The 25,868-nt window shown below is 68.7% G+C and carries 23 protein-coding genes and 1 pseudogene; 10 read left to right on the top strand and 14 right to left on the bottom strand.

Annotation, left to right across the window (positions count from 1 at the left end):
* Position 1: 1 nt before the first annotated feature.
* Genes fadD1 through MAA44156_RS07155 form a run of 9 tightly spaced genes read right to left on the bottom strand, consistent with a single transcriptional unit; the run spans position 2 to position 8,274 of the window.
* Complete coding sequence (gene fadD1, locus MAA44156_RS07190; protein ID WP_009977128.1) at positions 2–1,621, bottom strand: fatty-acid--CoA ligase FadD1; 1,620 nt, start codon at positions 1,619–1,621, stop codon at positions 2–4.
* The gene (locus MAA44156_RS07185; protein ID WP_009977129.1) at positions 1,618–3,213 is read right to left on the bottom strand and encodes a flavin-containing monooxygenase; all 1,596 of its coding nucleotides are present in this window, start codon (positions 3,211–3,213) and stop codon (positions 1,618–1,620) included. Before MAA44156_RS07185 ends, fadD1 begins: the two co-directional genes overlap by 4 nt.
* Entirely contained in the window at positions 3,210–3,383 is a 174-nt protein-coding gene (locus tag MAA44156_RS23275; protein WP_009977132.1) for a hypothetical protein, read from the bottom strand. Before MAA44156_RS23275 ends, MAA44156_RS07185 begins: the two co-directional genes overlap by 4 nt.
* Complete coding sequence (locus tag MAA44156_RS07180; protein ID WP_003876412.1) at positions 3,380–3,781, bottom strand: Zn-ribbon domain-containing OB-fold protein; 402 nt, start codon at positions 3,779–3,781, stop codon at positions 3,380–3,382. Before MAA44156_RS07180 ends, MAA44156_RS23275 begins: the two co-directional genes overlap by 4 nt.
* Positions 3,782–3,783: 2 nt before the next feature.
* Positions 3,784–4,986: a thiolase family protein gene (locus MAA44156_RS07175; protein ID WP_009977133.1), complete on the bottom strand. Its 1,203-nt coding sequence runs from the start codon at positions 4,984–4,986 to the stop codon at positions 3,784–3,786.
* Positions 4,983–5,420, bottom strand: coding sequence for a MaoC/PaaZ C-terminal domain-containing protein (locus MAA44156_RS07170; protein WP_009977135.1), 438 nt, complete (start codon positions 5,418–5,420; stop codon positions 4,983–4,985). The genes MAA44156_RS07175 and MAA44156_RS07170 overlap by 4 nt, the downstream gene beginning before the upstream one ends.
* Before the next feature lie 26 nt (positions 5,421–5,446).
* On the bottom strand, positions 5,447–5,947 hold the full coding sequence (locus MAA44156_RS07165; protein WP_009977136.1) for a MaoC family dehydratase: 501 nt from the start codon (positions 5,945–5,947) through the stop codon (positions 5,447–5,449).
* Positions 5,940–7,076 (bottom strand): acyl-CoA dehydrogenase family protein, encoded by a 1,137-nt coding sequence (locus MAA44156_RS07160; protein ID WP_009977137.1) that lies wholly within the window; start codon positions 7,074–7,076, stop codon positions 5,940–5,942. The genes MAA44156_RS07165 and MAA44156_RS07160 overlap by 8 nt, the downstream gene beginning before the upstream one ends.
* Positions 7,077–7,095: 19 nt before the next feature.
* The gene (locus MAA44156_RS07155; protein WP_009977138.1) at positions 7,096–8,274 is read right to left on the bottom strand and encodes an acyl-CoA dehydrogenase family protein; all 1,179 of its coding nucleotides are present in this window, start codon (positions 8,272–8,274) and stop codon (positions 7,096–7,098) included.
* A gap of 315 nt (positions 8,275–8,589) precedes the next feature.
* Here MAA44156_RS07155 and MAA44156_RS23270 point away from each other — a divergent pair, with 315 nt between their 5' ends.
* Complete coding sequence (locus tag MAA44156_RS23270) at positions 8,590–8,754, top strand: hypothetical protein (protein WP_003876406.1); 165 nt, start codon at positions 8,590–8,592, stop codon at positions 8,752–8,754.
* A 4-nt stretch (positions 8,755–8,758) separates the two neighbouring features.
* On the opposite strand, the gene MAA44156_RS07150 is transcribed toward MAA44156_RS23270, so the two are convergent.
* Positions 8,759–11,377: an FHA domain-containing protein gene (locus tag MAA44156_RS07150; RefSeq protein ID WP_009977140.1), complete on the bottom strand. Its 2,619-nt coding sequence runs from the start codon at positions 11,375–11,377 to the stop codon at positions 8,759–8,761.
* A 168-nt stretch (positions 11,378–11,545) separates the two neighbouring features.
* Complete coding sequence (locus MAA44156_RS07145; protein ID WP_015632660.1) at positions 11,546–12,601, bottom strand: alpha/beta hydrolase; 1,056 nt, start codon at positions 12,599–12,601, stop codon at positions 11,546–11,548.
* Between the two features lie 192 nt (positions 12,602–12,793).
* Between MAA44156_RS07145 and MAA44156_RS07140 the strand changes: the two genes are divergently transcribed.
* Positions 12,794–13,639 (top strand): SDR family NAD(P)-dependent oxidoreductase, encoded by an 846-nt coding sequence (locus tag MAA44156_RS07140; RefSeq protein WP_009977143.1) that lies wholly within the window; start codon positions 12,794–12,796, stop codon positions 13,637–13,639.
* 94 nt (positions 13,640–13,733) lie between these two features.
* Here the strand turns inward: MAA44156_RS07140 and mbp1 are convergent, their stop codons facing one another.
* A complete protein-coding gene (gene mbp1 / locus MAA44156_RS07135) occupies positions 13,734–13,967 on the bottom strand; it encodes a microaggregate-binding protein 1 (protein WP_003876401.1) in 234 nt (77 codons plus the stop codon).
* A 247-nt stretch (positions 13,968–14,214) separates the two neighbouring features.
* Here mbp1 and MAA44156_RS07130 point away from each other — a divergent pair, with 247 nt between their 5' ends.
* The 3 genes from MAA44156_RS07130 to MAA44156_RS07120 all read left to right on the top strand — a co-directional run bounded on the left by MAA44156_RS07130 (position 14,215) and on the right by MAA44156_RS07120 (position 17,206).
* Positions 14,215–14,649, top strand: a complete 435-nt coding sequence (locus MAA44156_RS07130; RefSeq protein WP_009977145.1) for a nuclear transport factor 2 family protein — start codon at positions 14,215–14,217, stop codon at positions 14,647–14,649.
* A 189-nt stretch (positions 14,650–14,838) separates the two neighbouring features.
* Positions 14,839–16,233, top strand: a complete 1,395-nt coding sequence (locus MAA44156_RS07125) for a WS/DGAT/MGAT family O-acyltransferase (RefSeq protein WP_009977147.1) — start codon at positions 14,839–14,841, stop codon at positions 16,231–16,233.
* Between the two features lie 67 nt (positions 16,234–16,300).
* On the top strand, positions 16,301–17,206 hold the full coding sequence (locus tag MAA44156_RS07120) for an alpha/beta fold hydrolase (RefSeq protein ID WP_023880116.1): 906 nt from the start codon (positions 16,301–16,303) through the stop codon (positions 17,204–17,206).
* 51 nt (positions 17,207–17,257) lie between these two features.
* Here MAA44156_RS07120 and MAA44156_RS07115 read toward each other — a convergent pair whose 3' ends face one another.
* Complete coding sequence (locus MAA44156_RS07115; protein WP_009977149.1) at positions 17,258–18,106, bottom strand: mycofactocin-coupled SDR family oxidoreductase; 849 nt, start codon at positions 18,104–18,106, stop codon at positions 17,258–17,260.
* Between the two features lie 131 nt (positions 18,107–18,237).
* Here MAA44156_RS07115 and MAA44156_RS07110 point away from each other — a divergent pair, with 131 nt between their 5' ends.
* A complete protein-coding gene (locus MAA44156_RS07110; protein WP_023863910.1) occupies positions 18,238–19,863 on the top strand; it encodes a flavin-containing monooxygenase in 1,626 nt (541 codons plus the stop codon).
* Positions 19,863–20,669: a mycofactocin-coupled SDR family oxidoreductase gene (locus MAA44156_RS07105; protein ID WP_011725204.1), complete on the top strand. Its 807-nt coding sequence runs from the start codon at positions 19,863–19,865 to the stop codon at positions 20,667–20,669. The genes MAA44156_RS07110 and MAA44156_RS07105 overlap by 1 nt, the downstream gene beginning before the upstream one ends.
* A 163-nt stretch (positions 20,670–20,832) precedes the next feature.
* On the opposite strand, the gene MAA44156_RS07100 is transcribed toward MAA44156_RS07105, so the two are convergent.
* Positions 20,833–22,038 (bottom strand): IS110-like element IS901 family transposase, encoded by a 1,206-nt coding sequence (locus tag MAA44156_RS07100; RefSeq protein WP_009974923.1) that lies wholly within the window; start codon positions 22,036–22,038, stop codon positions 20,833–20,835.
* Between the two features lie 229 nt (positions 22,039–22,267).
* Here MAA44156_RS07100 and MAA44156_RS07095 point away from each other — a divergent pair, with 229 nt between their 5' ends.
* The 3 genes and pseudogenes from MAA44156_RS07095 to MAA44156_RS07085 all read left to right on the top strand — a co-directional run bounded on the left by MAA44156_RS07095 (position 22,268) and on the right by MAA44156_RS07085 (position 25,842).
* Positions 22,268–23,452, top strand: a complete 1,185-nt coding sequence (locus MAA44156_RS07095; RefSeq protein ID WP_009977154.1) for an acyl-CoA dehydrogenase family protein — start codon at positions 22,268–22,270, stop codon at positions 23,450–23,452.
* A gap of 10 nt (positions 23,453–23,462) precedes the next feature.
* A complete protein-coding gene (gene bphC, locus MAA44156_RS07090; RefSeq protein ID WP_009977156.1) occupies positions 23,463–24,371 on the top strand; it encodes a biphenyl-2,3-diol 1,2-dioxygenase in 909 nt (302 codons plus the stop codon).
* A pseudogene (locus MAA44156_RS07085) lies at positions 24,335–25,842 on the top strand (FAD-dependent oxidoreductase). The gene bphC and the pseudogene MAA44156_RS07085 overlap by 37 nt, the downstream one beginning before the upstream one ends.
* Positions 25,843–25,868: the final 26 nt, after the last annotated feature.

Below are 25,868 nucleotides of genomic sequence, written 5' to 3'. Positions count from 1 at the left end.
GTCACTGCCGGGCGATCACGGAAGCTGCAGGGCCGTCGGCATTTTCACCCGCCACGGCGTACCGGGTGCCCCGCGGCGCACGCGACCACAACACGCCGTCGTGCGCGGTGACGCCCGCGGAGATCAGTGCCCGCTTGAGGATCTTGTTGGTGGCGGTGGTGGGCAGCCGGTCGTTGATGCGCACGTAGCGCGGCCACGCCTTGGGTGACAAGTCGGGCTGCGACGCAAGGAATCGCCCGAATTCTTCCGGGCTCAGCTGCGCCCCGGCGCGCAGCACCAGCGCGGCCATCACCTGGTCACCGACCCGCTCGTCGGGGACCGCGTAGACGGCGACCTGGCTGATGTCGGGCAACCGCGCCAGGATCCGTTCGATCGGCGCGGCCGCCAGGTTCTCCCCGTCCACCCGCATCCAATCCGCGGTCCGGCCGGCCAGATAGATCCACCCGTCGGCGTCGCGGTAGGCCAGATCGCCCGACCAGTACATGCCGTGCCGCATCCGCTCGGCCGTCGCCTCCGGATCGTTGTAGTAGCCGACGAACGGGCCGGCGCCCTGGGTGTTGACCAGCTCGCCGACCGCCTCCTCGAAGTTGGTCAGCGCGCCGTGCTCATCGAACTGCGCGACGGCGCATTCCTTCAGGGTGGTCGGGTTGTAGATGCTGACCCCGGGATACGGCCTGCCGATGGAGCCGGGCGGGGTGCCGTCTTCGCGCACCACGATCACCGCGAACTCGCTGGAGCCGAAGCTGTCCACCACCCGGCATCCGAAACGCCGTGCGAATTCAGCGATGTCGCGATCGGTCGCCTCGTTGCCGAAGGCCACCCGCAGCGTGTTGTCGGCGTCGTCGGGTCGCTCGGGAGTGGACAGGATCAGCGCCAGCGGCTTGCCGACATAGTTCAGATAGGTCACCCGGTAGCGGCGCACGTCGTCGAGGAACCGCGACGGCGAGAACTTGGCGGGAACCATCAACGCGCCGCTGCCGACCGCGACGGCCCACCCGGCGGCGACGCCGTTGGAATGAAACAGCGGCATCGCCAGATAGCAGACGTCGTCCGCGGTGACGTCGTATTGAAAGATGAGGCTGGCGCCGCACATGATCGCCATCCCATGCGCGAACCGCACCGCCTTGGGATTGCCGCTGGTGCCGGAGGTGAAGATCATCATGAACGGGTCGGCCGCCGTCACCTCGCGGTGCGGAATCAGCGGCGGCGCCGCGGCGACCGCATCGGCATAGGCCGGCGACCCGACCTCGAGAACCTGAATTCCGTTGAAGTCCAACCCGTCCAGCAACGGCAGGTGCTCGTCGTCGACAAGGAGGATCTGGCAGTCGGAGCGGTGGATGTCGGAGAGCAGCGCTGATCCCCGGCGGGTGGTGTTCAGCCCGCACAGGACGTAACCGCCGAGCCCCGCGGCGGCCATGGCGCGCAGCATCGCCGGTGAATTGCCCAGCGCCGCACCGACATGCAGCGGGCGGGCGGGGTCGGCGCGGGCGATCAGCGCCGACGCCTCGGCCTCGGCCTCGGCCAGGTGCTCGCGCCACGTCCAGGTCTTGTCTCCGTATGCGACCGCCGGGGTGTCGTCGTGTCGGCGCTGCCGCAACAGCTGCTGGACCGTCTCAATCATCGTGTCGTCAGCACCAGCCCGGCATAGCCGCGGTCGGCCACCTGCTCGCAGTGCCGCCGATACGTGCCGAACCCTCCGATGTAGGGCATGAACACTCGTTTCTTGCCTTCGATGTTGGCGCCCAGGTACCACGACGAGGCCGCCTTGGGGAACAGCGTCCGCTCGGCCACCTCGGCCACGTGCCGGGTCCACGCCACGGCCGCGTCCCGCCGCGGCTCGACCTCGGTCACCCCCAGTCGGCGCGCCGCACACAGCAAATCGATGACCCAGTCGACTTGGACTTCGGCATGCAGCACCATGTTGGCCAGCACCGAGGGGCTGCCGGGCCCGCTGATGCTGAACAGGTTCGGCAGGCCAGGCACCATCATGCCGAGAAAGGTCAGTGGCCCGTCGGCCCAGATGTCGCGCAGTCGGTCGCCGCGGGGCCCCGTGGGGTTGATGCGGGTCAACGCTCCGGTCAGCGCGTCGAAGCCGGTCGCGAAGATCAGCACATCGCAGGGATATGTCGTTGTGCTGGTTCGTATTCCGTCTGCGGTGATTGCTTCGATGGGCTCGCGGCGCAGGTTCACCAGCCGCACATTGTCGCGGTTGAAGGTGGCGTAGTAGCCGTCGTCGGTGCAGATCCGTTTGGTGCCGATCGGGTGATCCACTGGAATGAGGTCCGCCGCGACGTCGGGATCGGTGACGATTTCCCGGATCCGCTCCTCAGCGAACGTCCTGGCGATGTCGTTGGCGGCCGGATCGCTGGTTTGGTCGGGGAACGTCTTCGCGAACAGCACGCCACCCTCGCGCCACCGCTTCCACAGCGCTTCGGCCCGTTCGGCCGGGTCGGTGTCGACGGCGTTCTTGTGGTACGTGCCGTGCGGGGTGCCCGACGTTGCGTAGGCGGAGCGGCGGCGGCGCTCGGGATACTGCTCTTGAATCCGTTGCTGTTCCTCGGCCGAAAACGGCCGGTTGGGCATGGGAATGGTGTAGTTCGCGGATCGCTGAAAGACGACCAGGCTTTCGGCTTGCGCGGCGATGATGGGGGTCGCCTGGATTCCCGACGATCCGGTGCCGATCAGGCCGACCCGCTTGCCGCGCAGGTCGGGATCCTCGCGCGGCCAGGCGGCGGTGAAGTACACCTCGCCCGAGAAGTCCTGCGCCCCAGGGATATCGGGCCGGTTGACCGCCGACAGGCAGCCGGTGGCGCAGATCAGGAACCGTGCGGCAAAGGTCTGCCCGTTGCTGGTGCCGACGCGCCAGCGGCCGTGTTCGAACGCGGCGTCGACGACGTCCGCACCGAAGCGATAGTGGCGGCGCAGGTCGAAGCGGTCGGCGACGTGCCGCAGATAGGCGAGGATCTCCGGCTGTGCGGCGAAGCGTTCGGTCCACTGCCAGCTGCGCTGCAGCTCTTCGTCGAAAGAATAGGAGTAGTCCACACTTTCGACGTCGCAACGCGCACCCGGGTAGCGGTTCCAGTACCAGGTGCCGCCGACGTCCGGGGCCGCCTCGAGCGCGGTCACCGACAGGCCGGATGAGGCGGCACGGTGCACGGCGTAGAGCCCGCCGAATCCGGCGCCGATGACGAGGACATCGCTGACGTCGGTCATGCCGGGGCCTCTCCGTGCGCCGGATGCAACAACCCGTCGCCGGCCGGGGCGCCGCGCGGGCAGTAGATGCGGACGCGCAGGAATCCGGCGTTCAGCTGCTCCGGCATGGCCCGCACCATGCCGTCCAGCGGGTCGTCCATGTGCACCTCCGACCGCATCGTCGCGCTCATGCGGGCCGGTACTTCAACAGCGTGATCCCGTCCTGCAGATCGTAGAACACCGGGCTGACCCGCATCCCGATCCTGATGTCGCCGGGGTCGACGTCGACCAGCTCGGTGCTGAACTTCGGCCCGGCATCCCAGTGCACCACCGCGGGCAGCTGCGGCACCGCGTCGGCCCACGGCGGGCCGGTGGGCCGGCGTGCGACGGTGAACGTGTACAGCGTTGCGGCGCCGTCGATTTCCCGCCATTCCAGGTCGTCGGCCAGCGTTCCCGGTGACAGGGTGCGCGGATAGAACACGTAGCGCCGCAGCGACGGCGAGTACTGCACCAGGATCCGATGCTGCGCCAGGCCGTCCCAGAACGGCCGCGAGACGGGGGTGGGCTCGGGAATCGGGCGCGGTGTCATCGCTACTCCCCCTGCAGCAGCAGGGCGACCTGCTCGCTCATGATGCCGCCGTTGCCGGTCACGAAGGCGGTGTGGCAGCCGGGCACCTGGGCGTCGCCGGCCCGGCCCATGATCTGGCGGGCGCCGTCGACCACATGGTGCATGCCACCGGCCATGCCGGCCTGGCCGAAGGACAGTTGGCCGCCGGCGGTGTTCAGCGGGAAGTCGCCCCGATGGGTCAGGTCGTGTCCGCCGATCCATTGCATGCCTTGGCCTTTCGCACAGAATCCGGCGTCTTCCAGGCTCATCAGCACCGTGATCGTGTAGCAGTCGTAGATGGAGGCGACGTCCACATCCGGCCGGTCCAGCCCGGCCATCGCGAAGGCCCGTTCGGCGGCGCGCGCGATCGGGGTGGACAGCAGGTCCTCGGCGTACGTCGGTGTCTTGAAGGCGATGTGTTCGCCGAAGCCCTTGATCCACACCGGGCGGTGACGGCCGCGGCGGGCGAGGTCGGCGTTGGCGATCAACACCGCGGCTCCCCCGTGCACGCGCATCACCGTCTCCAGCATGTGGATGGGGTCGGCGATCATCGGGCTGTCCAGCACGTCGGCCGCCGTGATCGGGGTGCCGAAGAAGACGGCGCCGGGATGGGCACACGCGTTGGTGCGCTGGTCGACAGCGATCTTGGCGAGCGCGGCGGGGTCGTAGCCGAATTCCGCGGCGTACCGCTGGGCGATCTGCGCGTAGGGCGCGTTCTGGCCGACGTTGCCGTACGGGATCTCGAATTCGGCCTGCGGCGAGCCGTAGTTGTTGGATGACGCCCCATACCAATTGGGTTCGGGCGGGGGTCGGCGCGCGGAGTGCGGCACCGATGCGGACCCGGGGACCACGGCCAGCGCCGCCTCGCAGATGCCGAGTTCGACGGCAGCCGCGGCCCGCCACACCATGCCCGCGGAGCTGGCCCCGCCCAGATCGACGCGCTCACCGAAATCGCATGCCAGGCCCAGGTATTCGCACAGGGTGGCCGGTGCGAACATGGCCGACTCGGCGACGCCGTGGGTCAGCAGCCCGTTGACCCGGCCGGGGTCGACGCCGGCGTCCTCGATCACCAGCTTTGCCAGCAACGCGTACTGGTCGAGGGTGAACCGCGGCGGACCGGTCGGCCGTCGCTCGGCCGGCAGCTCCGCGATGCCGACGATCGCCGCTTCGCCGCGCAGCCCGGTCACGACCGGGCTTCCCGCCGCGGCAGCTGCACGGTGGCCGCGCCGGGCATCAGCACGGTGTCGTCGCGCCGGCCGGCGATGTCCAAATCGACCAGGCCGGAGCCGCTTTCGTCCAGCCGCTTGCCGGTGACCCGGCCGCCGAAACTGAGCGGTTCGCCCGGATAGGCGACCGCCCGGTTCTGCACCGAGAACGACACCAGTCGTCCGCGTCCGCCGATCCAGTCCCCCAGCGCGCGGGCCAGCAGCGCCGCCTGAAGCGGGCCGTGCACCAGCACATCGTCGTATCCCTCGGCGCGGGCCCACTCTTTGTCGTAGTGGATGCGGTGACCGTTGTAAGTGGCGGCGCTGAAGAAGAACATCTGGGTTTCGTCGACGGTGACGGTCAAGGTGGGGATGTGATCGCCCACGCTGACGTCGTCGTAGAACAGCTCGGTCATGGCGGCCTTTTCTCGGTCGGCTCTTGCTAGGGTCGGGCGATCATCGACGTCGACGCCTCGGCCAGCAGCTCGTCGTGCTGGTTGCGGTACACCGTGTGCCACGTGACGAGCACGAATCTGCCGGAGCGGCCCTGCTTTTCGACGATCGAGGCGATGGTGCGGACCATGTCGACCCGGTCGCGGTGATAGGCGGGCAGGTGGAAAGTGAAGCTTTCCCCGCCGGCCATCCGCTTGGGTGCGCGCGGAAACGCGAGGCTGCCCGAGACCGCGCCGGAGGATCCGTCGGGGCGCAGCGAGTCCAGCCGCGAGACGCCGAGGATCGCGTATTGCAAAAACAACGGCGGGCAGATGATGTCGCGAAAGCCGTTGGCGCGCGCGTAATCCGGGTCGAAATACAACGGGTTGTGGTCGCCGACCGCCGCGGCCCAGCGCTGCCAATCCCGTTGGTTCACTTCGCCGGTCGCCGACGCGGCGACCGTACCCACCCGCGCCGCCGACTCGGCGTCGACCAAGCTGTCCTCACTCACCGATCTCCTCCCAGGTTTGTTCGAGCCACGATGCGGCGACATCGGCGCCGCCGCCCAGCGTCGAACCGAGCCGGGCCCGTTCGCTCCACAGATGCAGGTCGGTCTCGGTGACATAGCCCATGCCGCCGTGCAGCTGGTGCGCGTCGAGCGTGATCAGCCGGGCGGCGGTGGCCGCATGCATGCGCGCGACGGCCGTCTCCCGGCTCGCGGTGCGGCCGCGTCCCAGCCAGAACACCGCCGCGTGCGCGGCCAAGCGCGCCGCCGTCAGCGCGATGTGCATGTTGGCGACCACGTGCTGGGCGGCCTGAAACGAGGCGATGGACCGGCCGAATTGGTGACGCAGCTTGGTGTAGTCGACGGTGCGGTCCAGCACGGCCTGCCCGACGCCGACCATGTCGAGCGAACCCAACGCCACCGCGGTGTTGGCCAGCCGGCGCAGGTCGGCCGGGGTGACGCCCGCGGCCACGGCGTCGAGCACCGCGTCGTCGCCGATCGCCACGTCGTCGAAGCGGACCGCGAAGGCCCGGTGCCCGCCGGCCATGTCCAGCGGCGCCAGGCTCACGCCCTCGGTGTGCGGGTCGACCAGGAACACCAGTGTCCGCCCGGCCGCGGCGGCCGATGCCACGACGAGGTCGGCGACGTCGGCGTCGGCGACGTAGTCGACGGTTCCGTTCACCCGCCACTGGGAGGCCGGTGCACCGGCCCGATCGGCGCGCAGCACCGGGGACACCAGCGCGGCGTCGCGGGCGCTCCACAGCGCGGTGGTGGCGCGCATGCTGCCCGACACCAGCGGCGGCAACCACCGGGCCTTGGCGTCCCGGGAGCCGAGCCGGTCGACGGCCAGGGCCGCCTGCACGCTGTTATGCACCGTCGTCGGGCACAGCGCCCGGCCGGCTTCGGTGTAGAAGACCGCCAGGTCGTCCAGCGAGCCGCCGGAGCCGCCGTACTCCTCGGCGATGGCCAGGCCGAAGACGCCCGCGCCGCTCAGCGCCTTCCACAACGCGGGGGTGCGGCGGTCGGTGTCCGGTTCGTTCAGCGCTCGCACCAGGTGCAGCGGGTTCTCGGCAGCCAGCAGCGCGCGCAGCGACGCCGCGAAGTCGCGCTGTTCGGCGGTGGGTGTCAGTTTCATCTGGGTGGTCGGGTCCGGGTCAGCGTCCGTAGCTCGGCATGGCGTGCCCGCGCTGGGCGATGATGTCGCGCAGCACCTCGTTGGTGCCCCCGCCGAAGCGCATCAGCGGGGCCGCCCGGTAGAGCCGCTCGAATTTGCCTGCCAGCGGGGCGTTTTCGCTGCGATGCGCCAGCAGCCCGTCCACTCCGAGCAGGTCGAGCGCCAGATCCGCGATGCGCTGACGCAGCTCGCTGGTGAAGATCTTTTCGACGCTGACCTCGACGGTCGGGATGACGCCGCTGTCCAGGATCGACGCCGCCTCGTAGCCCATCAGGGTGGCCACCGCCACGTCGGCTTCGGCCTGCGCCAGCCGGCGGCGCAGCCACGGGTCGTCGGCGGGCACCGTCCGGTCGCGGCGCGGCCGCCGCGCCAGCTCGTGCAGTTCCTCGACGGCGCGGCGCAGGTCACCCGCGTTGGTCAGGGCTCCCCGTTCGAGATCGAGCGCGCCGGTGATGTAGGTCCAGCCGTGGTTGACTTCGCCGATCAGATTGGTGACCGGCACCCGCACGTCATGGAAGTGCACCTCGTTGGTGCGGTAGCCCGACCACGCGTACAGCGGGCGGATGTCGATCCCGGGGCTGTCGATGGGGACGATGACGACCGAGATGCCGCGATGCCGGGTGCCGGTGGGATCGGTGCGCACACAGAGCCATTCGTGCGTCGCCCGCTGCGCCCCGCTGTTCCAGATCTTGGTGCCGTTGATCACCCACTCCTCGCCGTCACGCACGGCGCTGGTGCGCAGGTTGGCCAGGTCGGTTCCCGCGTCGGGCTCGGAATAGCCGACCGCACAGATCATTTCGCCCTTGGCGATCAGCGGCAGCCATTCGGTTTTGTTGCGTTCGGTGCCGTGCCGCATGATCATCGGCGCCACCGACGTCACGGTCAGGTCGGGGCCCGGCACGCCCCAGTATTCGAATTCGCTCATCAGCAGGTGCAGGTGCACGGCGCCCAGCCCCAGGCCGCCATACTCGCGGGGCCAGTTCAGCCCGAACCAGCCCTTGGCGCCGATCTTGCGCCGGAACCGGGCCACTTCGCCGTCGGGAAACTCGAGATCGTGTTGGGCGAGCTCGGCCCGCAACTCCTCGGTGACGTTGTCGCGCAGGAATTCGCGAATCTCGGCCAGCCAGGCGCGCTGCCCCGCGTCGAGTTCGAAATCCATTCCGGCGCCTGTGCCTTTCTGCGGGTGCCTTTCCGTCGGCCTCACACCGAGCCTTACACCGAGCAGCGCCAGCGTAACGCCACGGCGAGAATGCGCCCGGGATTTCGCCGTGGCGTTACGCCCGGCGTACCGCGAAGGGCCGGGAAGGGTCCCGAAGGATTGACGCCGCGCCTGTTAATGCGCTGTCAAGCTCCCGTTAAAACCCCTCGACATGCTCGCGGTTTCGGGCGGGGGCTGGGAGGATCTTCAGATCGGTTGGTCGGCGCGGACCAGACACCGCCGGGTCGAGGGACTCGAAGGACTCGAGGAGAAGTCATGCCCACCGTTGAGATGCGGCTCCGCGAAGACTTGCGCAACTACGCCGTCGAATTGCGGCAACTGGCTTACACCTTGCCGCTGGGCGTCGGCGAGCACGACCTGTTGCAGTTGTCCGACCGGATGCGCGCCGCGGCCGACCAGCTGGTGCGCAAGGGGGCGTAACCGCTCAGCCGCCTTTGAGGCGGATCTTCCAGCGCACGAACCCCAGGTAGACGGTGCTGATCAGGATCAGCATGCCCACGTCGAACCACCAGGTGCCCGGGGCGTGGCGCCAGTGCGAGTCCTTGGGTGTGAGCGGCCCGGGCACCAGCTTGGTCAGGTCGGCGGTGGACGCCGACGCGGCGAATCCCCAGCGCGCCGGGGTGGCCCAGGCCATCTGATCGAGCCCGACCCGCCCGGTCACCGGGATCATCCCGCCGGAGAACACCAGCTGCGACATCACCGCCACCACCAGCAGCGGCATGATCTGCTCGTTGGACTTGGCGACGGCCGACAGGGCCAGCCCCAGCATGGCGGAGGCGACGCAGGTCAGCGCGACGTCGGCGAACAGCTCCAGCGCGGGCTTGCCCAGGGCCACGGCGCCCTGGGTGGGCGCGCCCTTGCCGAGCACAGCGATCGTGGTGACGATCGCCGACTGGACGATCGCGAACACGGTGTAGACGCAGACCTTGGCCAACAGATACGCCGACGTGGACAGCCCGACCGCCTGCTCGCGCAGGAAGATGGCGCGCTCCCCGATGAGGTCGCGGATGGTCAGCGCGGTGCCCATGAAGACGGCGCCGACGTTCAGCAGCACCAGGATCTGGCCCGGCTCGTTGGGCGCGGCGCCCATCGGGTTGGGGATGCCGAAGCCGACGTCGCCGGGCACCGACATCGACAGCGAACCCATGATGAACGGCAGCAACGCCAGGAATACGAAGTAGCCGCGGTCGAAGACGATCAACCGCATCTGGCGGCGGGCGATCGTGGAGAACTGCCGGACCAGACTGGTGTGCGCGGGGTCGCCGAGTTCGGCGGGCTGCTCCGCCGGTGGCGGCGGCGGTTGCGGGCCGGTGCGGGCCAGGTAGCGCGCCCGGGAACCGTCCGGGTCGCCCGCGACGGTGCTGAAGATGTCGGCCCAGTTGGTGGTGCCCATGGCCGGGCCGATCTGGCCGGGTGGCCCGCAGAACGCCGTCTTCCCGCCGGGGGCGAGCAGCAGCACCTGGTCGCAGACGTCGAGGTAGGTCAGCGAGTGGGTGACCACCAGCACCACGCGGCCGGCGTCGGCGAGCTGGCGCAGCATGGTCATCACCTGCCGGTCCAGCGCCGGGTCCAGACCGGACGTCGGCTCGTCGAGGATCAGCAGCGACGGCCCGGTGAGCAGCTCCAGCGCCACCGACGCACGCTTGCGCTGACCGCCGGACAGCTTGTCCACCCGGGTGTGCAGATGCTGGGTCATCTCGAGTTCCTCGAGCACCCGGGCCACCACCTGGGCGCGGTCTTCCTTGGTGGTGTCGGGTGGCAACCGCAGTTCGGCGGCGTACATCAACGCCTGCTGCACGGTCAGCTGGCCGTGCACCACGTCGTCCTGCGGCACCATCCCGATCCGGCTGCGCAGCGACGCGTACTCGGCGTGCACGTTGTGTCCCTCGAACGCCACCGTGCCGGTGGTCGGGTGGGTGTATCCGGCGACCAGCCGCGCGAACGTGGACTTGCCCGCGCCGGACGGCCCGATGATCGCGGTCAGCGTGCCGGGCAGCGCGGTCAGCGAGATGTTGTCCAGCAGCGTCTTGTTGTTCTCGATCGTCCACGTCACGCCGCGCACGTCGAGGCCGCCGGTGCGGGTCGCGGCCGCGGTCTGATCGCGGCGGGCCAGGGTGCCGCCGTGGAAGACCAGGTCGATGTTGCCGATGGTGACGACGTCGCCGTCGCGCAGCACGGCCGAATCGACCCGGACGCCGTTGACGAAGGTGCCGTTGATGCTGCGGTTGTCGTGGATCTCGGTGCCGGCGGGCGTCGGGATCAGGGTGGCGTGGTGACGCGACGCCAGCACCTCGGGGATGACGATGTCGTTGTCGTTGGCGCGGCCGATCTTGACCGCGCCCGGCGTCGATTCCAGCCCCGCGCGGCCCGGCCGCAGGATCTTCATCATCGACGTGGCGAGGTTCGACGAGTCGCCGCCGATGCGCCCGGTCTGGGCGGGGGCGGGCTGCGCGGTGGTCGGCGGCGCGGCGTGCCCCGACGGCGCCCGGTAGATCTGCGGCGCGTGCTGCAGCCCGCTGGACGGATACCGGGTCGGTCCGCTGGGCGGATGGCTCGGCTGCGCGCCGGTGGGCGACTGCACCGGCTGGCGGAACGAGGACGACGCCGGCTGCTGTGGCTGGCTGATCCGCTGGGTGCCGGGCGGCTGGCCCTGCGCTGCGCCCGTCATCGGCCCGCTGGGCGTGCTGACGATCGGTATCGACGTGGTGAGCGGAGGTCGGCCGGCCGACCCCTGGTGGCGGCCGACCTCGAAGGACAGGGCCGGACCGTCCGGGTTGCCCATGTTGACCCGGGTTCCGTCGTTGATGTCGACCATCGGGACGCGACGGTTGTTCACGTACAGCCCGTTCAGGCTGCCATTGTCGATGGCGACCCATCGCCCCTGCTCGTAGCGCACGATCAGGTGGGTGCGGGAGATCAGTGGGTGTGCGACGCGCAGGTCGGCGCGAAGGTCACGCCCGATCACGACATCGTTGCCTGCCGCGAAGGTGCGCTCGGCTCCGTCGTAGCGCACGGTCAACGCAGGCGTGGCTGGTGGGCTCATCAGGACCAACTCTAACGGCAGCGGCGCCGGTTAGGCGCTATGCGTTTCCCGGCCCGGACGACGTCGAGAGGCTTTGGGCGGCTGCTTCGGGTTCCGCCGATTCCTTCGCCTGCGGCGGGGGACGCCCGGGCGACGAATCACGGTGCAGCGCAGCTACTTTCGTGCTCTTCAACCGGCCGCCGCGGTGCGCAGTCTGCGCACGTTCGAGAATCGGGTCCCGGCGGCGGTGACGTCCTTGACGAAATCGCCGAGGTACTTGATCGCGCGCCTGCCCTCGGGCAACACGTCGGCGGCCAGCGGGAAGTCGTGGATCTGTCCGTCCCAAAGATGGAGATCGCAGTGGATTCCGCTGGCTTCCAGGCGTTTCGCCATCAGCTCGGCGTCGGCGACCAACAACTCGTCCGAGCTGGCATGGATGGTGACCGGCGGCAGCGATGACAGGTCGGCGTCCACCGGCGAGGCGACCGTGGAATCGCCGTGGCCCTCCAGCACCTGGGCGTTGCTCAGATACTCGGCGAACCGCGAAAACGCCCGGCAGGTGAACATCGAGCATTTGCGGGCGTTGCGGTGCTTGAGTTTTCGGGCCGGGTCCGTGTCGGTGAAGGGTGACACGGTCGCGATGCCGGCCGGCTCCATGACCTCGTTCTGAATCGCCAGCAGGGTGGTCATGAACGCCAGGTATCCCCCGGCCGAGTCGCCGGCCACGACCACGCGGTCGCCGTCGAAGCCGCGGTCCTGCAGCCAGCGCAGTCCGTCGAGGCCGTCGTCGATGGCATCGGTGATCTGGTGCGCCGGCAGTTTGCGGTACGCCACGGCGAGCACGGCGGCGTCCGCCGCCTTCGACAAGCGGGTCACCATCGGGCGGTGGGTGTTGAGGCCGCAGGTCAAAAAGGCGCCGCCGTGCAGGTACAGAATCGCCCGCTCCCCCGATACCCCGGGTGCGCGCACCCATTCGGCGGCGCAGTGCTCGAGCCGCACGGGGTGCGTGGTGCCCGCCGATCCCAGCCGCGGCACCAATCCGGCGAAGCTGTCGACATATTCGAGGGGCCAGTGCAGATTCGGCGTCAGCGCCCATGCGCGCACCGCGTTCTTCACGATCAAGCGGCTGGCGAGCGACACCGCTACCGACTGCGGACTATGGCGATGATGCACCCGCCGGGTCGTTGCCACGCTGGGCAATACCCGACGGGGCGACATATGACTCGGATCGGCTGTACTCACCATCTGCATCAACCTCCTAAGTCGACACCGGGTACCCGTCACGGCGACGGGCTAACGGGAGAAGTACGTGCGGCGAATGTCGGGTTCATCACCGTTTGCCGCGGGCTGAGATGGGTATCACTGGCTTGTCTTCCGGCCTGGTTGTCTTCCGGCCTGGTTGTCGCCGTTCTCGGGCAATGGCCGAAGATATGAGCGATGACGCAGCCCAAACACTTTGATCCGCTGCTGAGCGACCGAGTGGCGGTGGTGACCGGTGGTGGCGGCGGTATCGGCGCGGCCACCGCGCGGCTTTTCGCCGAACACGGTGCGCATGTCGTCATCGCCGACATCGACGCCGAACTCGCCGACGAAACCGCCTCGGCGATCGCGGCGTCCGGCGGATCCGCGCATCCCATCACCGCCGACGTGCGAAACGCGGCCGAGGTCACCCACTTTGCGCGGACCGTGCTGGACCGCTATGGCCGGATCGATGTTTTGGTCAACAACGTGGGCCACTGGCTGCGCCACCCCGGGGGTTTCGCCGACACCGACCCGCAGCTGTGGGACGAGCTTTACCGGATCAACCTGCATCACGTTTTCCTTGTCACCCACGCGTTCCTGCCGACCATGATCGACCGGAATGCCGGTGCGATCGTGAACGTCTCGTCGGTGGAGGGGCTGCGCGGTTATCCCGAGGACCCGGTGTACGCGGCCTTCAAAGCCGCCGTCATCGGATTCACCCGCAGCCTCGCGGTCCAGGTGGGCAATCATGGGGTGCGGGTGAACGCGGTCGCTCCCGACGTCACGGAATCGCTGCAAGTGCCCTACTCGCAATGGCTTTCGGCCGAGGAGCAGAGCCAGTGGCCGCGCTGGGTTCCGGTCGGGCGGATGGGCCTGCCCGAGGATCAGGCCCGGGTGATCCTATTCTTGGTCTCCGACTGTTCGTCGTTCATCACCGGACACACCATCCCCACCGACGGCGGCACCATCGCGGCCGGCGGCTGGTTCCGCTCCTCACGCCGGGCCGGCCGGGAGTGGACGAATCGGCCCGCCGACCCCTGATCGACGTGCGGAGTGCCTGTGCGCCAATCACTTTGAGTTCTTGCCAGACGAGATGGCCCGGCCACAGGAGTGGCCGGGCCATCGACGGGTACGGTTACTGTTCGGCCTTCTGGCGAGCCTCGTTGATCTCGGCGGCCTTTCGGGCACTTTCGGCCTCGGCCTCCTTCTGGGCGGCCTCGCGCTGCGCCTCGGCCTTGTCCTGCTGGGCCTGACCCTCACGCATCAGGTCGTCGCGTCCGGCGACCGCGCCGGCCACTTCCTTGACCTTGCCCTTGACGCCCTCGACGACGCCCTCGATGGCCTCCTCGGGACCGCTCTTGTCCGACATGCGTCCTCCCTCCGTGTCGTACGTGTCGACCCCAGTTATTGCCAACCGGCGCCGTCGCAAAACGTCGGCGAGCAGTAGCCTGCACCACAGCTGCACCCCGATCCCGCCCGGTTTACCTCCAATTCACTTGCTGTGCAACAGAATTGAAGTCATCGCGTCGCGATCGAGCGCGCCGCCCCGCCTCACCGCACCGGGCACCGGCACGGGCGCTTAGGCTGTTCGGGATCGACAGCGAGGAGTCGCGACGATGGAGATGTGGGAGCTGGTCGCCCGCGAGCAGATCCGGGACACCCTGGCGCGCTACAACTGGTCCGGCGACGCGGGCCGGGTCGACAACCTCGCGGAGACCTTCTGCCGCGACGGGGTCCTCGAAATCCGGGGCTTCGAGCCGTTGCGCGGCCGAGCGGCGATCGCGGCCTTCCTGCGCGGTGTCACCGGCGGCATCGCCGTCGACGTCGGCGTCAAACCGATTGTGCGCCACAACGTCTCCAACGTGTTGTTCACCGAGCTGCGGCCCGGCGAGGCGCGGGTCCGGTCCTACTTCACCGTCGTCACCCACATCGGGCTGGACCATTGCGGCCGCTACCGCGACCTGCTGGTGCCCGACGGCGGGGGCTGGCTGATCCAACACCGCGCGGTGTCCACCGACTGGGCGGCGCCCGGCTCGGTCATGGCCCGGTAGCACCGGCCAGCCGGCGATTCCGGTCAATGCCGGGGCGAATGTTTGCCGAACGCCCCGCAACGGCTACAGACATCACGGCGCACCAGCGGATCGCGGCCACCCCGATGGCCCCATCCGCGCGACGGCTCCGGAATGACCGCCGGTCATGTGACCACAGGTCACGGCCGCGAAACACAAAGACAGGCAGACATGCAACGACTCAGCGGGCTAGACGCGTTCTTCTTGTACCTGGAATCACCGACGCAGCTGCTGAACATTTGCTGTGTGATGGAGCTGGACCCCGCCACGATGCCGGGCGGCTACACCTTCGAGCGGTTTAGGGCCGCGCTGTCGAGGCAGTTGGAAGCCGTGCCCGAATTCCGGCTCAAGCTGGCCGACACCCCACTCAACCTCGACCACCCGGTGTGGGTGGACGACGACCGGTTCGATCTGGGCCGGCACCTGCACCGCATCGCGCTGCCGTCACCCGGCGGACCGAAAGAACTGGCGGAGATCTGCGGCCACGTCGCCGGGCTGCCGCTCGATCGCGACCATCCGCTGTGGGAGATGTGGGTGGTCGAAGGCCGGCACGGCAACGACACGCTATCCGTCGTCCTCAAAGCCCATCACGCCGTGGTGGACGGCGTGGGCGGCGCCAACCTGCTCGCGCAGTTGTGCGGTACGGCGCCCGACGCGCCGCCGCCCGAGCCGGCCCCCCGCACCGGCACGGTGAACCGGCTGCAGATCGCCGCCGGCGGATTGATCGGGGCGGCGCTGCGGCCCTGGCGGCTGGCCAGGGTGCTGCCGGCAACCGCGCTGACGCTGGCCGAAACGGTGCTGCGCGCCCGCGGCGGGGGGCAGACCATGGCGGCTCCGTTCGCGGCGCCGGCAACGCCGTTCAACGGAACTTTCACCCGGCGCCGCAACGTCGCCCTGGCCGGCGTCGACCTCGAGGACGTCAAAGCGGTCAAGCGGCACTTCGGGGTGACGGTCAACGACGTGGTGACGGCGATCTGCGCGGGCGCGCTGCGCCAGTTCCTGGCCGACCGCGACGCACTGCCCGAGGTGCCGCTGGTGGCCAGCGTGCCGGTGTCGGTGCACGGCAAGTCCTCTCGACCCGGCCGCAACCAGACCACCTGGATGCTGTGCCGGCTGGAAACCCACATCGACGACCCGGTGCACCGGCTGACCACGATCGCGGAGAAGAACGCGGCGGCCAAGGAGCACGCCGCCGCGATGGGGCCGACCCTGCTGCAGGACTGGACGCAGGTGGCCGGGCAGACCGTGTTCGGCGTGGCGCGCAAACTGCTGCCCCGCATCCCGCTGCCGGACAAACCGCCGCACAATTTGGTGCTGTCCAACGTGGCCGGGCCACGACACCAGCTCTACTTCCTGGGCTGCCGGCTGGACGGCATGTACCCGCTGGGGCCGATCATCGCCGGCGCGGCGCTCAACATCACCGTGATGTCTCTGGGCGGGCGGCTCGGCGTCGGCATCCTCTCCTGTCCCGACCTGGTGCCCGACCTGTGGGATCTCGCCGACGCGTTTCCCGCCGCGCTCAAAGAGCTGACGAACTGCGTCCGGTCCGGCCGCGCCCGGACCTGAGCGCATCCGCGCCCGTTCAGCGGAACCGCGTCCGCCGTCGCCGGCACGGCATGGCAGGGTGATACCCGTGGCAGACACTCCTGGACGAACCGGCATCACCGAGCAAGACCTGCGTGAAATCAGCACGGAGAAGGGCGCTTTGCGCTACTACGACACCGGCGGCGACACCGGCGGCGACACCGGCGGCCCGGATTCGGCGGCCGTGCTGCTCTTCCTACACGGCTCCGGCCCCGGCGTCACCGGGTGGCGCAACTTCCGCGGGATACTGCCCGCCTTTGCGCCCCACTATCGCTGCCTGGTGCTGGAATTCCCCGGGTTCGGGGTCAGCGACGACTTCGGTGGCCACCCGATGGTCACCGCGTTCGGCACCGTCGCGCCGTTTCTCGACGCGCTGGGCGTCGAGAAGGTGCACATCATCGGGAACTCGATGGGCGGGGGCGTCGGCATCAACTTCGCCACCCACAATCCGGACCGCGTCGGGCGGCTGGTGACCATCGGCGGCATCGGCACCAACATCTTCAGTCCCAGCCCCAGCGAGGGCATCCGGCTGTTGCAGGAGTTCGTCGAAGACCCGACCCGGCAACGGCTGGTCGACTGGCTCAAATCGATGGTGTACAACCAGGCGCTGATCACCGAGCAGCTGATCGAGGAGCGCTGGGCGCTGGCCACCGATCCGGACACGCTGGCCGCGGCGCGGCGCATGTACGGCAAGGCGGCGTTCTCGGCCATGAATGCCGCGCTGAACGCATCCGATCGGCCGCTGCCGTGGGCCGTGATGCACAAGCTCACCGCGCCCACCCTGCTCACCTGGGGCCGCGACGACAGGGTGAGCCCGCCGGACATGGCACTGATCCCGATGCGCACCATCCCCAACGCGGAGCTGCACATCTTCCCCAACTCGGGGCACTGGGCGATGATCGAGGCCAAGGCGGCGTTCGAAAGCACCGTGCTGGCCTTCCTTTCGCGCGGCTGATTCGGTGCCAGGCAGGCACCCCGTACTCCGCAACGCCGGTCACGAATCCTCCTATCGCTGAGTGGCGCCCGCGTCGACCGGCAGGGTCACGGCGGTGATGTAACGCGCCTCGTCGGAGGCCAGGAACAGCGCGGCGTTGGCGACGTCGACCGGATCGACCCACGGCACCTGAAGCAGGTTCATCGCTCGCGCCGCTTCGGCGAACTCGGCTCGCGTCGGCGGCCGATCCAGGTCGGGCCGAAACGCGCTTCGTACGGTGTCGTTTTGGATCAACGGCGTGTCGACGTTGGTCGGGTGCACGCAGTTAACGCGCACCCGGTGCGGCGCGAGTTCGTGGGCCAGGCTCTGCATCAGGCCGACCACGCCGTGCTTGGCGGCGGTGTAGTGCGCGACGCCGACCAGACCACGCAGTCCCGCAATGGAATTCGTCAAGATCATCGAACCGGCGCCGCGTGCGATCAGATGCGGCGCGGCGGCGCGGCACGTGTGCCATACGCCGGTGAGGTTCACGTCGAGCATGGTGCGCCAGACGCTCTCGTTCATCTCGACCGTCATCGCGCGCGACGTGATGCCGGCGGTCGCGCAGACCACGTCCAACCCGCCGAACCGTCGCGCACCGCGCTCGGTGGCGGCCTGAACGCCATCGAGGTCACGAACGTCGACCAGTTCCGCGTGCATTCGCCCGCCCACCTCGCCGACCAGCGAGGCCGTGTGGTCGAGATCGTCGGGTGTGCTGGGCGGAACCATCACCGTGTCCACCGGTCCGCACAGGTCGAGGGCCACGATGTCGGCGCCCTCCTGCGCGAACCGCACGGCTTGGGCGCGCCCGATTCCCCGCGCCGCGCCCGTGATCAACGCGACCTTCCCCGCCAGCCGCCCCGCGGCACTGACTTGTGGCATCCGGCGATTCTGCCGGCGCGAGCGGCACCGGGGTCGGTGTGTGTCCGATGGCCGGGAGACGATCATGCCGGCGTACCGGTCACCGGGATATCCCGGCCGAGGGCGACCGCCGGGACCTAACGTAGGCATCCGTGACCAGTGGCAGTGACCGGCGCGCAACCCCGGACGTCGATGTGGTGGTCGTCGGCGCGGGCTTCGCCGGCCTGTACGCGCTGCACAAACTGCGATCGAACGGCCTGCGGGTCAGGGTGTTCGAGGCCGGGCCGGACGTCGGCGGAACCTGGTACTTCAACCGCTACCCCGGGGCCCGATGCGACGTCGAGAGCGTGGACTACTGCTACTCGTTCTCCGACGCGCTGCAGCGGGAGTGGGATTGGTCGGAGAAGTACGCCACCCAACCCGAGATTCTGGCCTACATCAATTGGGTCGCCGACCGGCTGGATCTGCGCCGCGACATCACCCTGAACGCCCGCGTGAATTCCGCCGTGCTCGACGAAGCGCAGTTGCGCTGGACGGTGACCACCGAGACGGGCGAGCGCGTCACCGCCCGGTTCTGCGTGATGGCCACCGGCCCGTTGTCGGCGGCGATGACTCCGCCGTTCCCCGGTTTGGATACCTTCGCCGGGCAGGTCTACCACACCGCGGCCTGGCCGCACGAACCGGTGGACTTCACCGGCAAGCGCGTCGCCGTCATTGGCACGGGATCCTCTGGCATCCAATCGATTCCGATCATCGCCGAGGCCGCATCGCAGCTGTACGTGTTCCAGCGCACCCCGAATTACAGTGTGCCGGCGGGTAACCGGCCGTTGAGTGACTCCGACCGTGCCGAGGTGAAGGCCCATTACGCGGAACGACGACGGATATCGTGGCGCAGCGGGGGCGGCTCGCCCCACGTCGCCCACCCGAAGTTGACGATGGAGGCAACCCCCGAGGAACGGCGTGAGGCATTCGAAAAGCGCTGGGAGCTCGGCGGAGTGCTGTTCTCCAAGACATTCGCCGACCAGATGATCGACCCGGTCGCCAACGAGGAGGCCCGCAAGTTCTACGAGGAGAAGGTGCGCGCGGTCATCGACGACCCGGTGCTGGCCGACCTGCTCATCCCGAATGACCATCCGATCGGCACCAAGCGAATCTGCACCGACAGCAACTACTTTCAGACCTTCAACCGCCCGAACGTGAAGCTGATCAGCGTCCGCAAGACGCCGATCATGTCCATCGATGCGACCGGCATTAACACCACCGACGCCCATTACGACCTCGACGCGATCGTGCTGGCGACCGGATTCGACGCGATGACCGGCGCGCTGGCCAAGATCGACATCGTGGGCCGCGACGGAAGGCGGCTGAGCGACGACTGGTCCGGCGGGCCCCGCACGTACCTGGGCCTCGGCGTCGACGGATTCCCCAACCTGTTCCTGGTTTCGGGTCCCGGCGCGCCCGCCGTGCTGGCCAACATGGTGTTGCATGCCGAGGCGAACGTGAACTGGATCGCCGACTGCATCGCATATCTCGACGCCCATGACTACACCGCTGTCGAGGCGACGACGGATGCGGTCGACGACTGGGGCGCCGAGTGCGCGCGCCGCGCCGACGCCACCCTGTTCACCAAAGCCGACTCGTGGTATTTGGGTGCCAACGTGCCCGGAAAGCCGCGCGTCTTCATGCTTTTCGTCGGCGGGTTCGGCGTCTATCTCGACATCTGCGCCGAGGTCGCCAATGCCGGCTACAAGGGGTTTTCCTTGGTCAAGGCCCGCTGATGTCGGGTCTGCGCGGACGAGTAGTGCTGGTTACCGGCGCCGGTCGCGGGATCGGTCGCAGCCATTGCCAGCGGTTCGCCGAGGAGGGCGCCGACGTGATCGCGGTGGATGTGCCCGCGGCGGCTCCCGACCTCGCGCAGACCGCCGCCGCGGTGCAACAGCGCGGCGTGCGCGCGGCGACCGCTCTGGCTGACGTCAGCGACTTCGCCGCGTTGGCGGCCGCGGTGGACGAGGCCGTCGGCCGACTCGGTCGCCTGGACGTGCTCGTCGGCAACGCGGGAATCCACCCGGCCGCCGCGCCCGCGTGGGAGATCACCCCGCAGAACTGGCAGCAGACGTTGGATGTCAACCTCACCGGCGTGTGGCACACCGTCAAGGCGGGCGTCCCCCACATGAGCCGGACCGCCCGAGGCGGATCGATCGTGATCATCAGCTCCACCAGTGGTATTCGCGGAACGCCCGGCGCCGCCCCGTACTCCGCGAGCAAGCACGCCGTCGTGGGGTTGGCGCGCACCCTCGCCAACGAGCTGGGACCGCAAGGCATCCGCGTCAACACCGTTCACCCCGGAGCGGTGGCGACCGCGATGGTGCTCAACGAGGCCACCTTCCGGCGGCTGCGGCCCGACCTGGACAACCCGACGGCAGACGACGCCGCCGAGGCGCTCAGCGCCCGGCACCTGCTGCCGGTTCCGTGGGTGGAGCCGGTCGACGTGAGCAATGCCGTGGTGTTTCTGGCCTCCGACCAGGCGCGCTACATCACCGGCACCCAGATCGTGGTCGACGCCGGATTGCTGGCCAAGGCTTAGGACCCAAGCCTTGCAACGACGACGCCTGCCGCGGCGCCCAATTTCGTCCGCTCATCGGGATTTCCTTTGGGACGGGCCACGACTGCGGTAGACCATTACTAAGCACCCACAGGTAAGGAATCTCAATGAGCGTGTCAAGCGGTGAGGACGCCCGGTGAGTGCGTCAGGCAGCTGCCACGGTTGGTTGCTGGGGTTGCCAGGTTCTGTTGTCGCGCAGCAGTGCCCACAGGACGTCGACGTGGCGGCGTGCCAGGGCAAGCAGGGCCTGGGTGTGGATATGGTTCTCGGATCGTTTGCGGTCGTAGAAAGCCCGCGAGGGACCTTCGATCTTGAGGCTGGACAGGGCGGCGAGGTAGAACACGCGGCGCAGGCGCCGGTTGTAGCGCTTGGGCCGATGCAGATTGCCGGTGATACGGCCGGAATCGCGTGGGACGGGTACCAATCCGGCGAACGATGCCAGTCGGCCGGGGTTGGTGAAGGCGGCCATGTTGCCGCCGGTGATTACGAGGAACTCAGCGCCCAGGTGTGGCCCCATGCCGGGCATCGACTCGATGATGGCGGCGCTGGGATGCTCACGAAATTTGTTGGTGATTTGCTTATCGATGTCCTTGATCTGCCGATCCAAGTCCAGCAGCCGTGCTGCGAGTTGCTTGATGAGCGCGGCGGTTCCGGCTTCGCCGGGAAGGGTGATTATCTGGCCTGCTGCCGCGGCGAGCGCCTTGTCGGCGATCGTGTCGATGTTGTTGGGCCATGCCCGGTTTTTCCGAAGGTGCTTGATCACGCCAGCTCTTTTTGCCGACCGGATTTCGCCCGGAGTGCACATAGCGGATACCAGGATCAACGGCGCGCGGGTGGAGTAGTCGAACGCAGCTTCCAGAGCAGGGAAGATGGCGGTGAGCATCGAGCGCAGCCGGTTCACGCCTCGCACCCAGTCAGCCATCAGATCCGACCGGTATGCGGTCAGCGACCGCAATTCGGCAACCAGGTCTTCGCCGGGTACGACCGGGGACAGATCTCGTCGGTGCCGAGCGGTTTCGGCGATTACCCGCGCGTCTTTGGCGTCGGTCTTGCCTTCGCCGCGGAACGCATGACTCATCGTGTTAACCGTGCGGCCCGGCACATACACCACCTCGGCTTTCGCGCTCAGCAGTACGGCGATCAGCAGCGCCGCCGGCGGCGAGGTCAAATCGATCGCCCACACCACGTGGTTAGCAATCCGGCCGCCCTGGGCGATCAGGTCTTCGATCGCGGCCTGTTCGTTCGGGATTTTCTTCGACCACACCACCTTTCCGGTGTCATCGATCGCGCACGCATGATGAGTGGACTTACCGACGTCGATACCCACCCACACTCGGTCGGGTTCGGCCATACCGCTACTCCTGTCGTCGCAGTCCCCGCGGACAACCCCGCCAACAGGTCCTTAGAGCAGCGTCATCGAGTACGCGTCAGATCTCAATCAGTGGCCAGGACCGTCCAAAACGGCAGGGCGGCCATTCCTTTCAAGCAACAACCGTTGCAACAACACATTAGCCACACCCCACCGTCCTGGGCATCCAGGACATCCAATCCCAGACCCCTTCAACCCTAAGGACAACAACATGAGTGAGCGGGTAATCGACCGGGTCATGGCCATGGCCGACCAGCTGCGCGACCAGGCCGCCGAAGCCGAACAACTCGGCCGGCTCACCGACGACACCGTCAAGCTGATGAAGGGCGCCGGCCTGATCCGGCTGCTGCAAACCAAGCAGTACCAGGGTTTCGAGGTCCACCCCCGCGAGTTCGCCGAGACCGTGATGGCCACCGCGGCGCTGGACCCGGCCGCCGGCTGGATCGTCGGCGTGGTGGGTGTGCACCCCTACCAGTTGGCCTACGCGGACCCGAAGGTCGCGGCCGAAGTCTGGGCCGACGACGTCGACACCTGGATGGCCTCGCCGTACGCGCCGCAGGGCGTGGCCAAGCCGGTCAACGGCGGGTACATCTTCAACGGGCGCTGGCAGTTCAGCTCGGGCACCGACCACTGCGACTGGATCATCCTGGGCGCCATGCTCGGTGACGAGCAGGGTGTGCCGTTGATGCCGCCGCAGATGCTGCACATGATCCTGCCCCGCAAGGACTACGAGATCGTCGAGGACTCGTGGAATGTGGTGGGGCTGCGCGGAACCGGCTCCAAGGACGTCATCGTCAAGGATGCGTTCGTGCCCAGCTACCGGACCATGGACGCGACCAAGGTGATGGACGGCACCGCCCAGCGCGAAGCCGGCATGACCGAGCCGCTGTATCTGATGCCGTGGTCGACGATGTTCCCGCTGGGCATCTCGGCGGCCACCATCGGCATCGCCGAGGGCGCGCTGGCCGCACACCTGGACTACCAGCGCTCCCGGGTGGGCGCCACCGGAACGGCGATCAAGGACGACCCCTACGTCATGTACGCCATCGGCGAGGCCGCGGCCGACATCAACGCCGCCCGCCAGGAACTGCTGGCCAACGCCGACCGGATCTACGACATCGTCGCCTCCGGCAAGGAGGTGTCCTTCGCCGACCGCGCGGCCGGCCGGCGCACCCAGGTCCGCGCGGTGTGGCGGGCGGTGTCGGCGGTCGACGAGATCTTCGCCCGCTCCGGCGGCAACGCGGCGCGAATGGACAAGCCGCTGCAACGGTATTGGCGCGACGTGCACGTCGGCCAGATGCACGCCATCCACGTCCCCGGGACCACCTATCACGCGTCGGCGCTGAGTTCGATCGGCATCGACCCGCCCGAAGGCCCGCTGCGAGCCTTGATCTGAGAGGTTTTCCATGTCTGACCTGAAAAGCCTTGGCTACATCACAGTTTCGACGGCCGACATCGAGCGCTGGCGCCATTTCGCGTTCGGTGTGCTGGGGTTCGCGGAGGGTAAAGGACCCGACGAGTCGGCCCTGTACCTGCGGATGGACGAACGCGCGGCCCGGATCATCGTCGTGCCCGGCGACGTTGACCGGGTGGTCACGGTCGGCTGGGAGGTGCGTGACCACCAGGCACTGCAGCGGGTCAAGGCCACGCTGGACGGCGCCGGGGTGGCCTTCAAGGAATTGTCGCTCCAAGAGGCCGACGCCCGCCGCGTCGAAGAGGTGATCACCTTCGAGGATCCGGCCGGCACGACGCTGGAGGTGTTCCACGGCGCGGTGCTCGACCACAGCCCGGTCATCACCCCGTTCGGCGCGAAGTTCGTGACGGGCGACCAGGGTCTGGGCCACGTGGTGGTGCCCGCCACCGACCCGAACGGTCTGTTCGACTTCTACACCGAGGTACTGGGATTCCGGTCTCGTGGCGCGTTCCGGGTGCCGCTGCCCGCGGAGTTCGGCCCGATCCGGGTGCGGTTCCTGGGCATCAACGCACGCCACCACAGCCTGGCGATCTGCCCGGCCGCCCAACAGCGCGACCCGGGGCTGGTCCACGTCATGGTGGAGGTGGACAGCCTCGACGCCGTCGGGCAGGCGCTTGACCGGGTCAATGCCGACGGCTTCACCGTCGCGTCCACCCTGGGACGGCACACCAACGACAAGATGGTGTCCTTCTACGTCCGCGCGCCCGGCGACTGGGACATCGAATTCGGCACCGACGGGATGCGGGTCGACGAAACCTATTACACCGCAGAGGAAATCACCGCCGACAGCTACTGGGGCCACGAGTGGATTCCGGAACCACCCGCGGCGATGCGCATGTGAATACCGACGTCACACCGATACCCGCGTCGTCGATCACCTCGTGGGACCACGAGGCCGACGTCGTCATCGCCGGCTACGGCGTGGCCGGTGCGGCCGCGGCGGTGGAAGCGGCCCGCGCCGGGGCCGACGTCCTGGTGCTGGAGCGCACCGGATCCTGGGGCGGCGCGGCGGCGATGGCCGGCGGTTTCATCTACCTGGGCGGCGGCACGCCCATCCAGAAGGCTTGTGGTTTCACCGATTCCGTCGACAACATGGCGGCGTTCCTCAACGTTGCGAGGGCCCGGGTGCCGACGCCGACCGGATCGCCGACTACTGCGCGGGCAGCCTCGCCCACTTCGAGTGGCTGGTCGGCTGCGGAGTGCCGTTCAAGGCGGAGTTCTTCGGCGAGCCCGGCTGGGAGCCGATGGGCGATCAGGGGTTGATGTACAGCGGCGGGGAGAACTCGTATCCGTTCAACACCATCGCCTCCCCCGCTCCGCGCGGGCACGTCCCGCAGATGCAGAACAAGAAGCAGGGCGAAGCCAGCGCCGGCTACATGTTGATGAAGCCGCTCGTCGAGAGCGCCACCGCCGCCGGCGCCCGCGCGCTCTACGACGTGCGGGTGCAGCGGCTGATCACCGAGTCCGACGGCCGGGTCGTCGGCATGCGCGCGCGAAGGTACGGCACCGAGATGAACATCCGGGCGCGTACCGGCGTGGTGCTGGCGACCGGCAGCTTCGCCTACAACGACTCCATGGTGGCCCGCTACGCGCCGCGCATCGCTGGACGCCCGGCCGCCTCGATCGAGCAGCACGACGGGCAGGCGATCCGGATGGCCCAGGCGCTGGGCGCCGACCTCGCGCACATGGACGCCACCGAGGTGGCGATCTTCATCGATCCCCAGCAGTTGGTGCGCGGCATCCTGGTCAACGGCCGCGGCCAGCGCTACGTCGCCGAGGACACCTACCCGGGCCGGATCGGGCAGCTCACCCTCTACCAGCAGGACAACACCGCCTACCTGATCATCGACGGCGACGCCCAGGACGAGGCGATGGCCTCGTGGTCGCCCAAGCTGATGCTGCGCCCGGCGACCTGGGTGGCCGACACGGTGGCCGACCTGGAACGCGACATGGCCCTGCCGCCCGGTTCGCTGCAGGACACCGTGGCCGCCTACAACGCGGGCGCCGCCCGCGGCGAGGATCCGCTGCTGCACAAGAAGCCCGAGTGGATCAGGCCGATCGGCTCCCCCGTCGGCGCGGTCGACCTGCGGGAAAGCACCGGCGGCTTCACCCTGGGCGGGCTGGCCACCACGCTGGACGCCGAGGTGCTGCACGTCAGCGGGCAGCCCATCCCGGGCCTCTTCGCGGCCGGCCGGTGCACCGCCGGGCTGGCCGCCTGGGGCTACGCCAGCGGCATCTCGCTCGGCGACGGCAGCTTCTACGGCCGCCGCGCCGGCGCCTCGGCCGCCGGTTGTCGCTTGCCGCGCGTGTAACGCCACGGCGGAGAAATCACCCCGGA

Origin of the sequence: Mycobacterium avium subsp. avium (assembly GCF_009741445.1) — a bacterium.
Taxonomy (GTDB): Bacteria; Actinomycetota; Actinomycetes; order Mycobacteriales; family Mycobacteriaceae; genus Mycobacterium; species Mycobacterium avium.
Note: the sequence above shows the minus strand (reverse complement) of the source record. Positions and strands in the feature narration are given on the sequence as shown.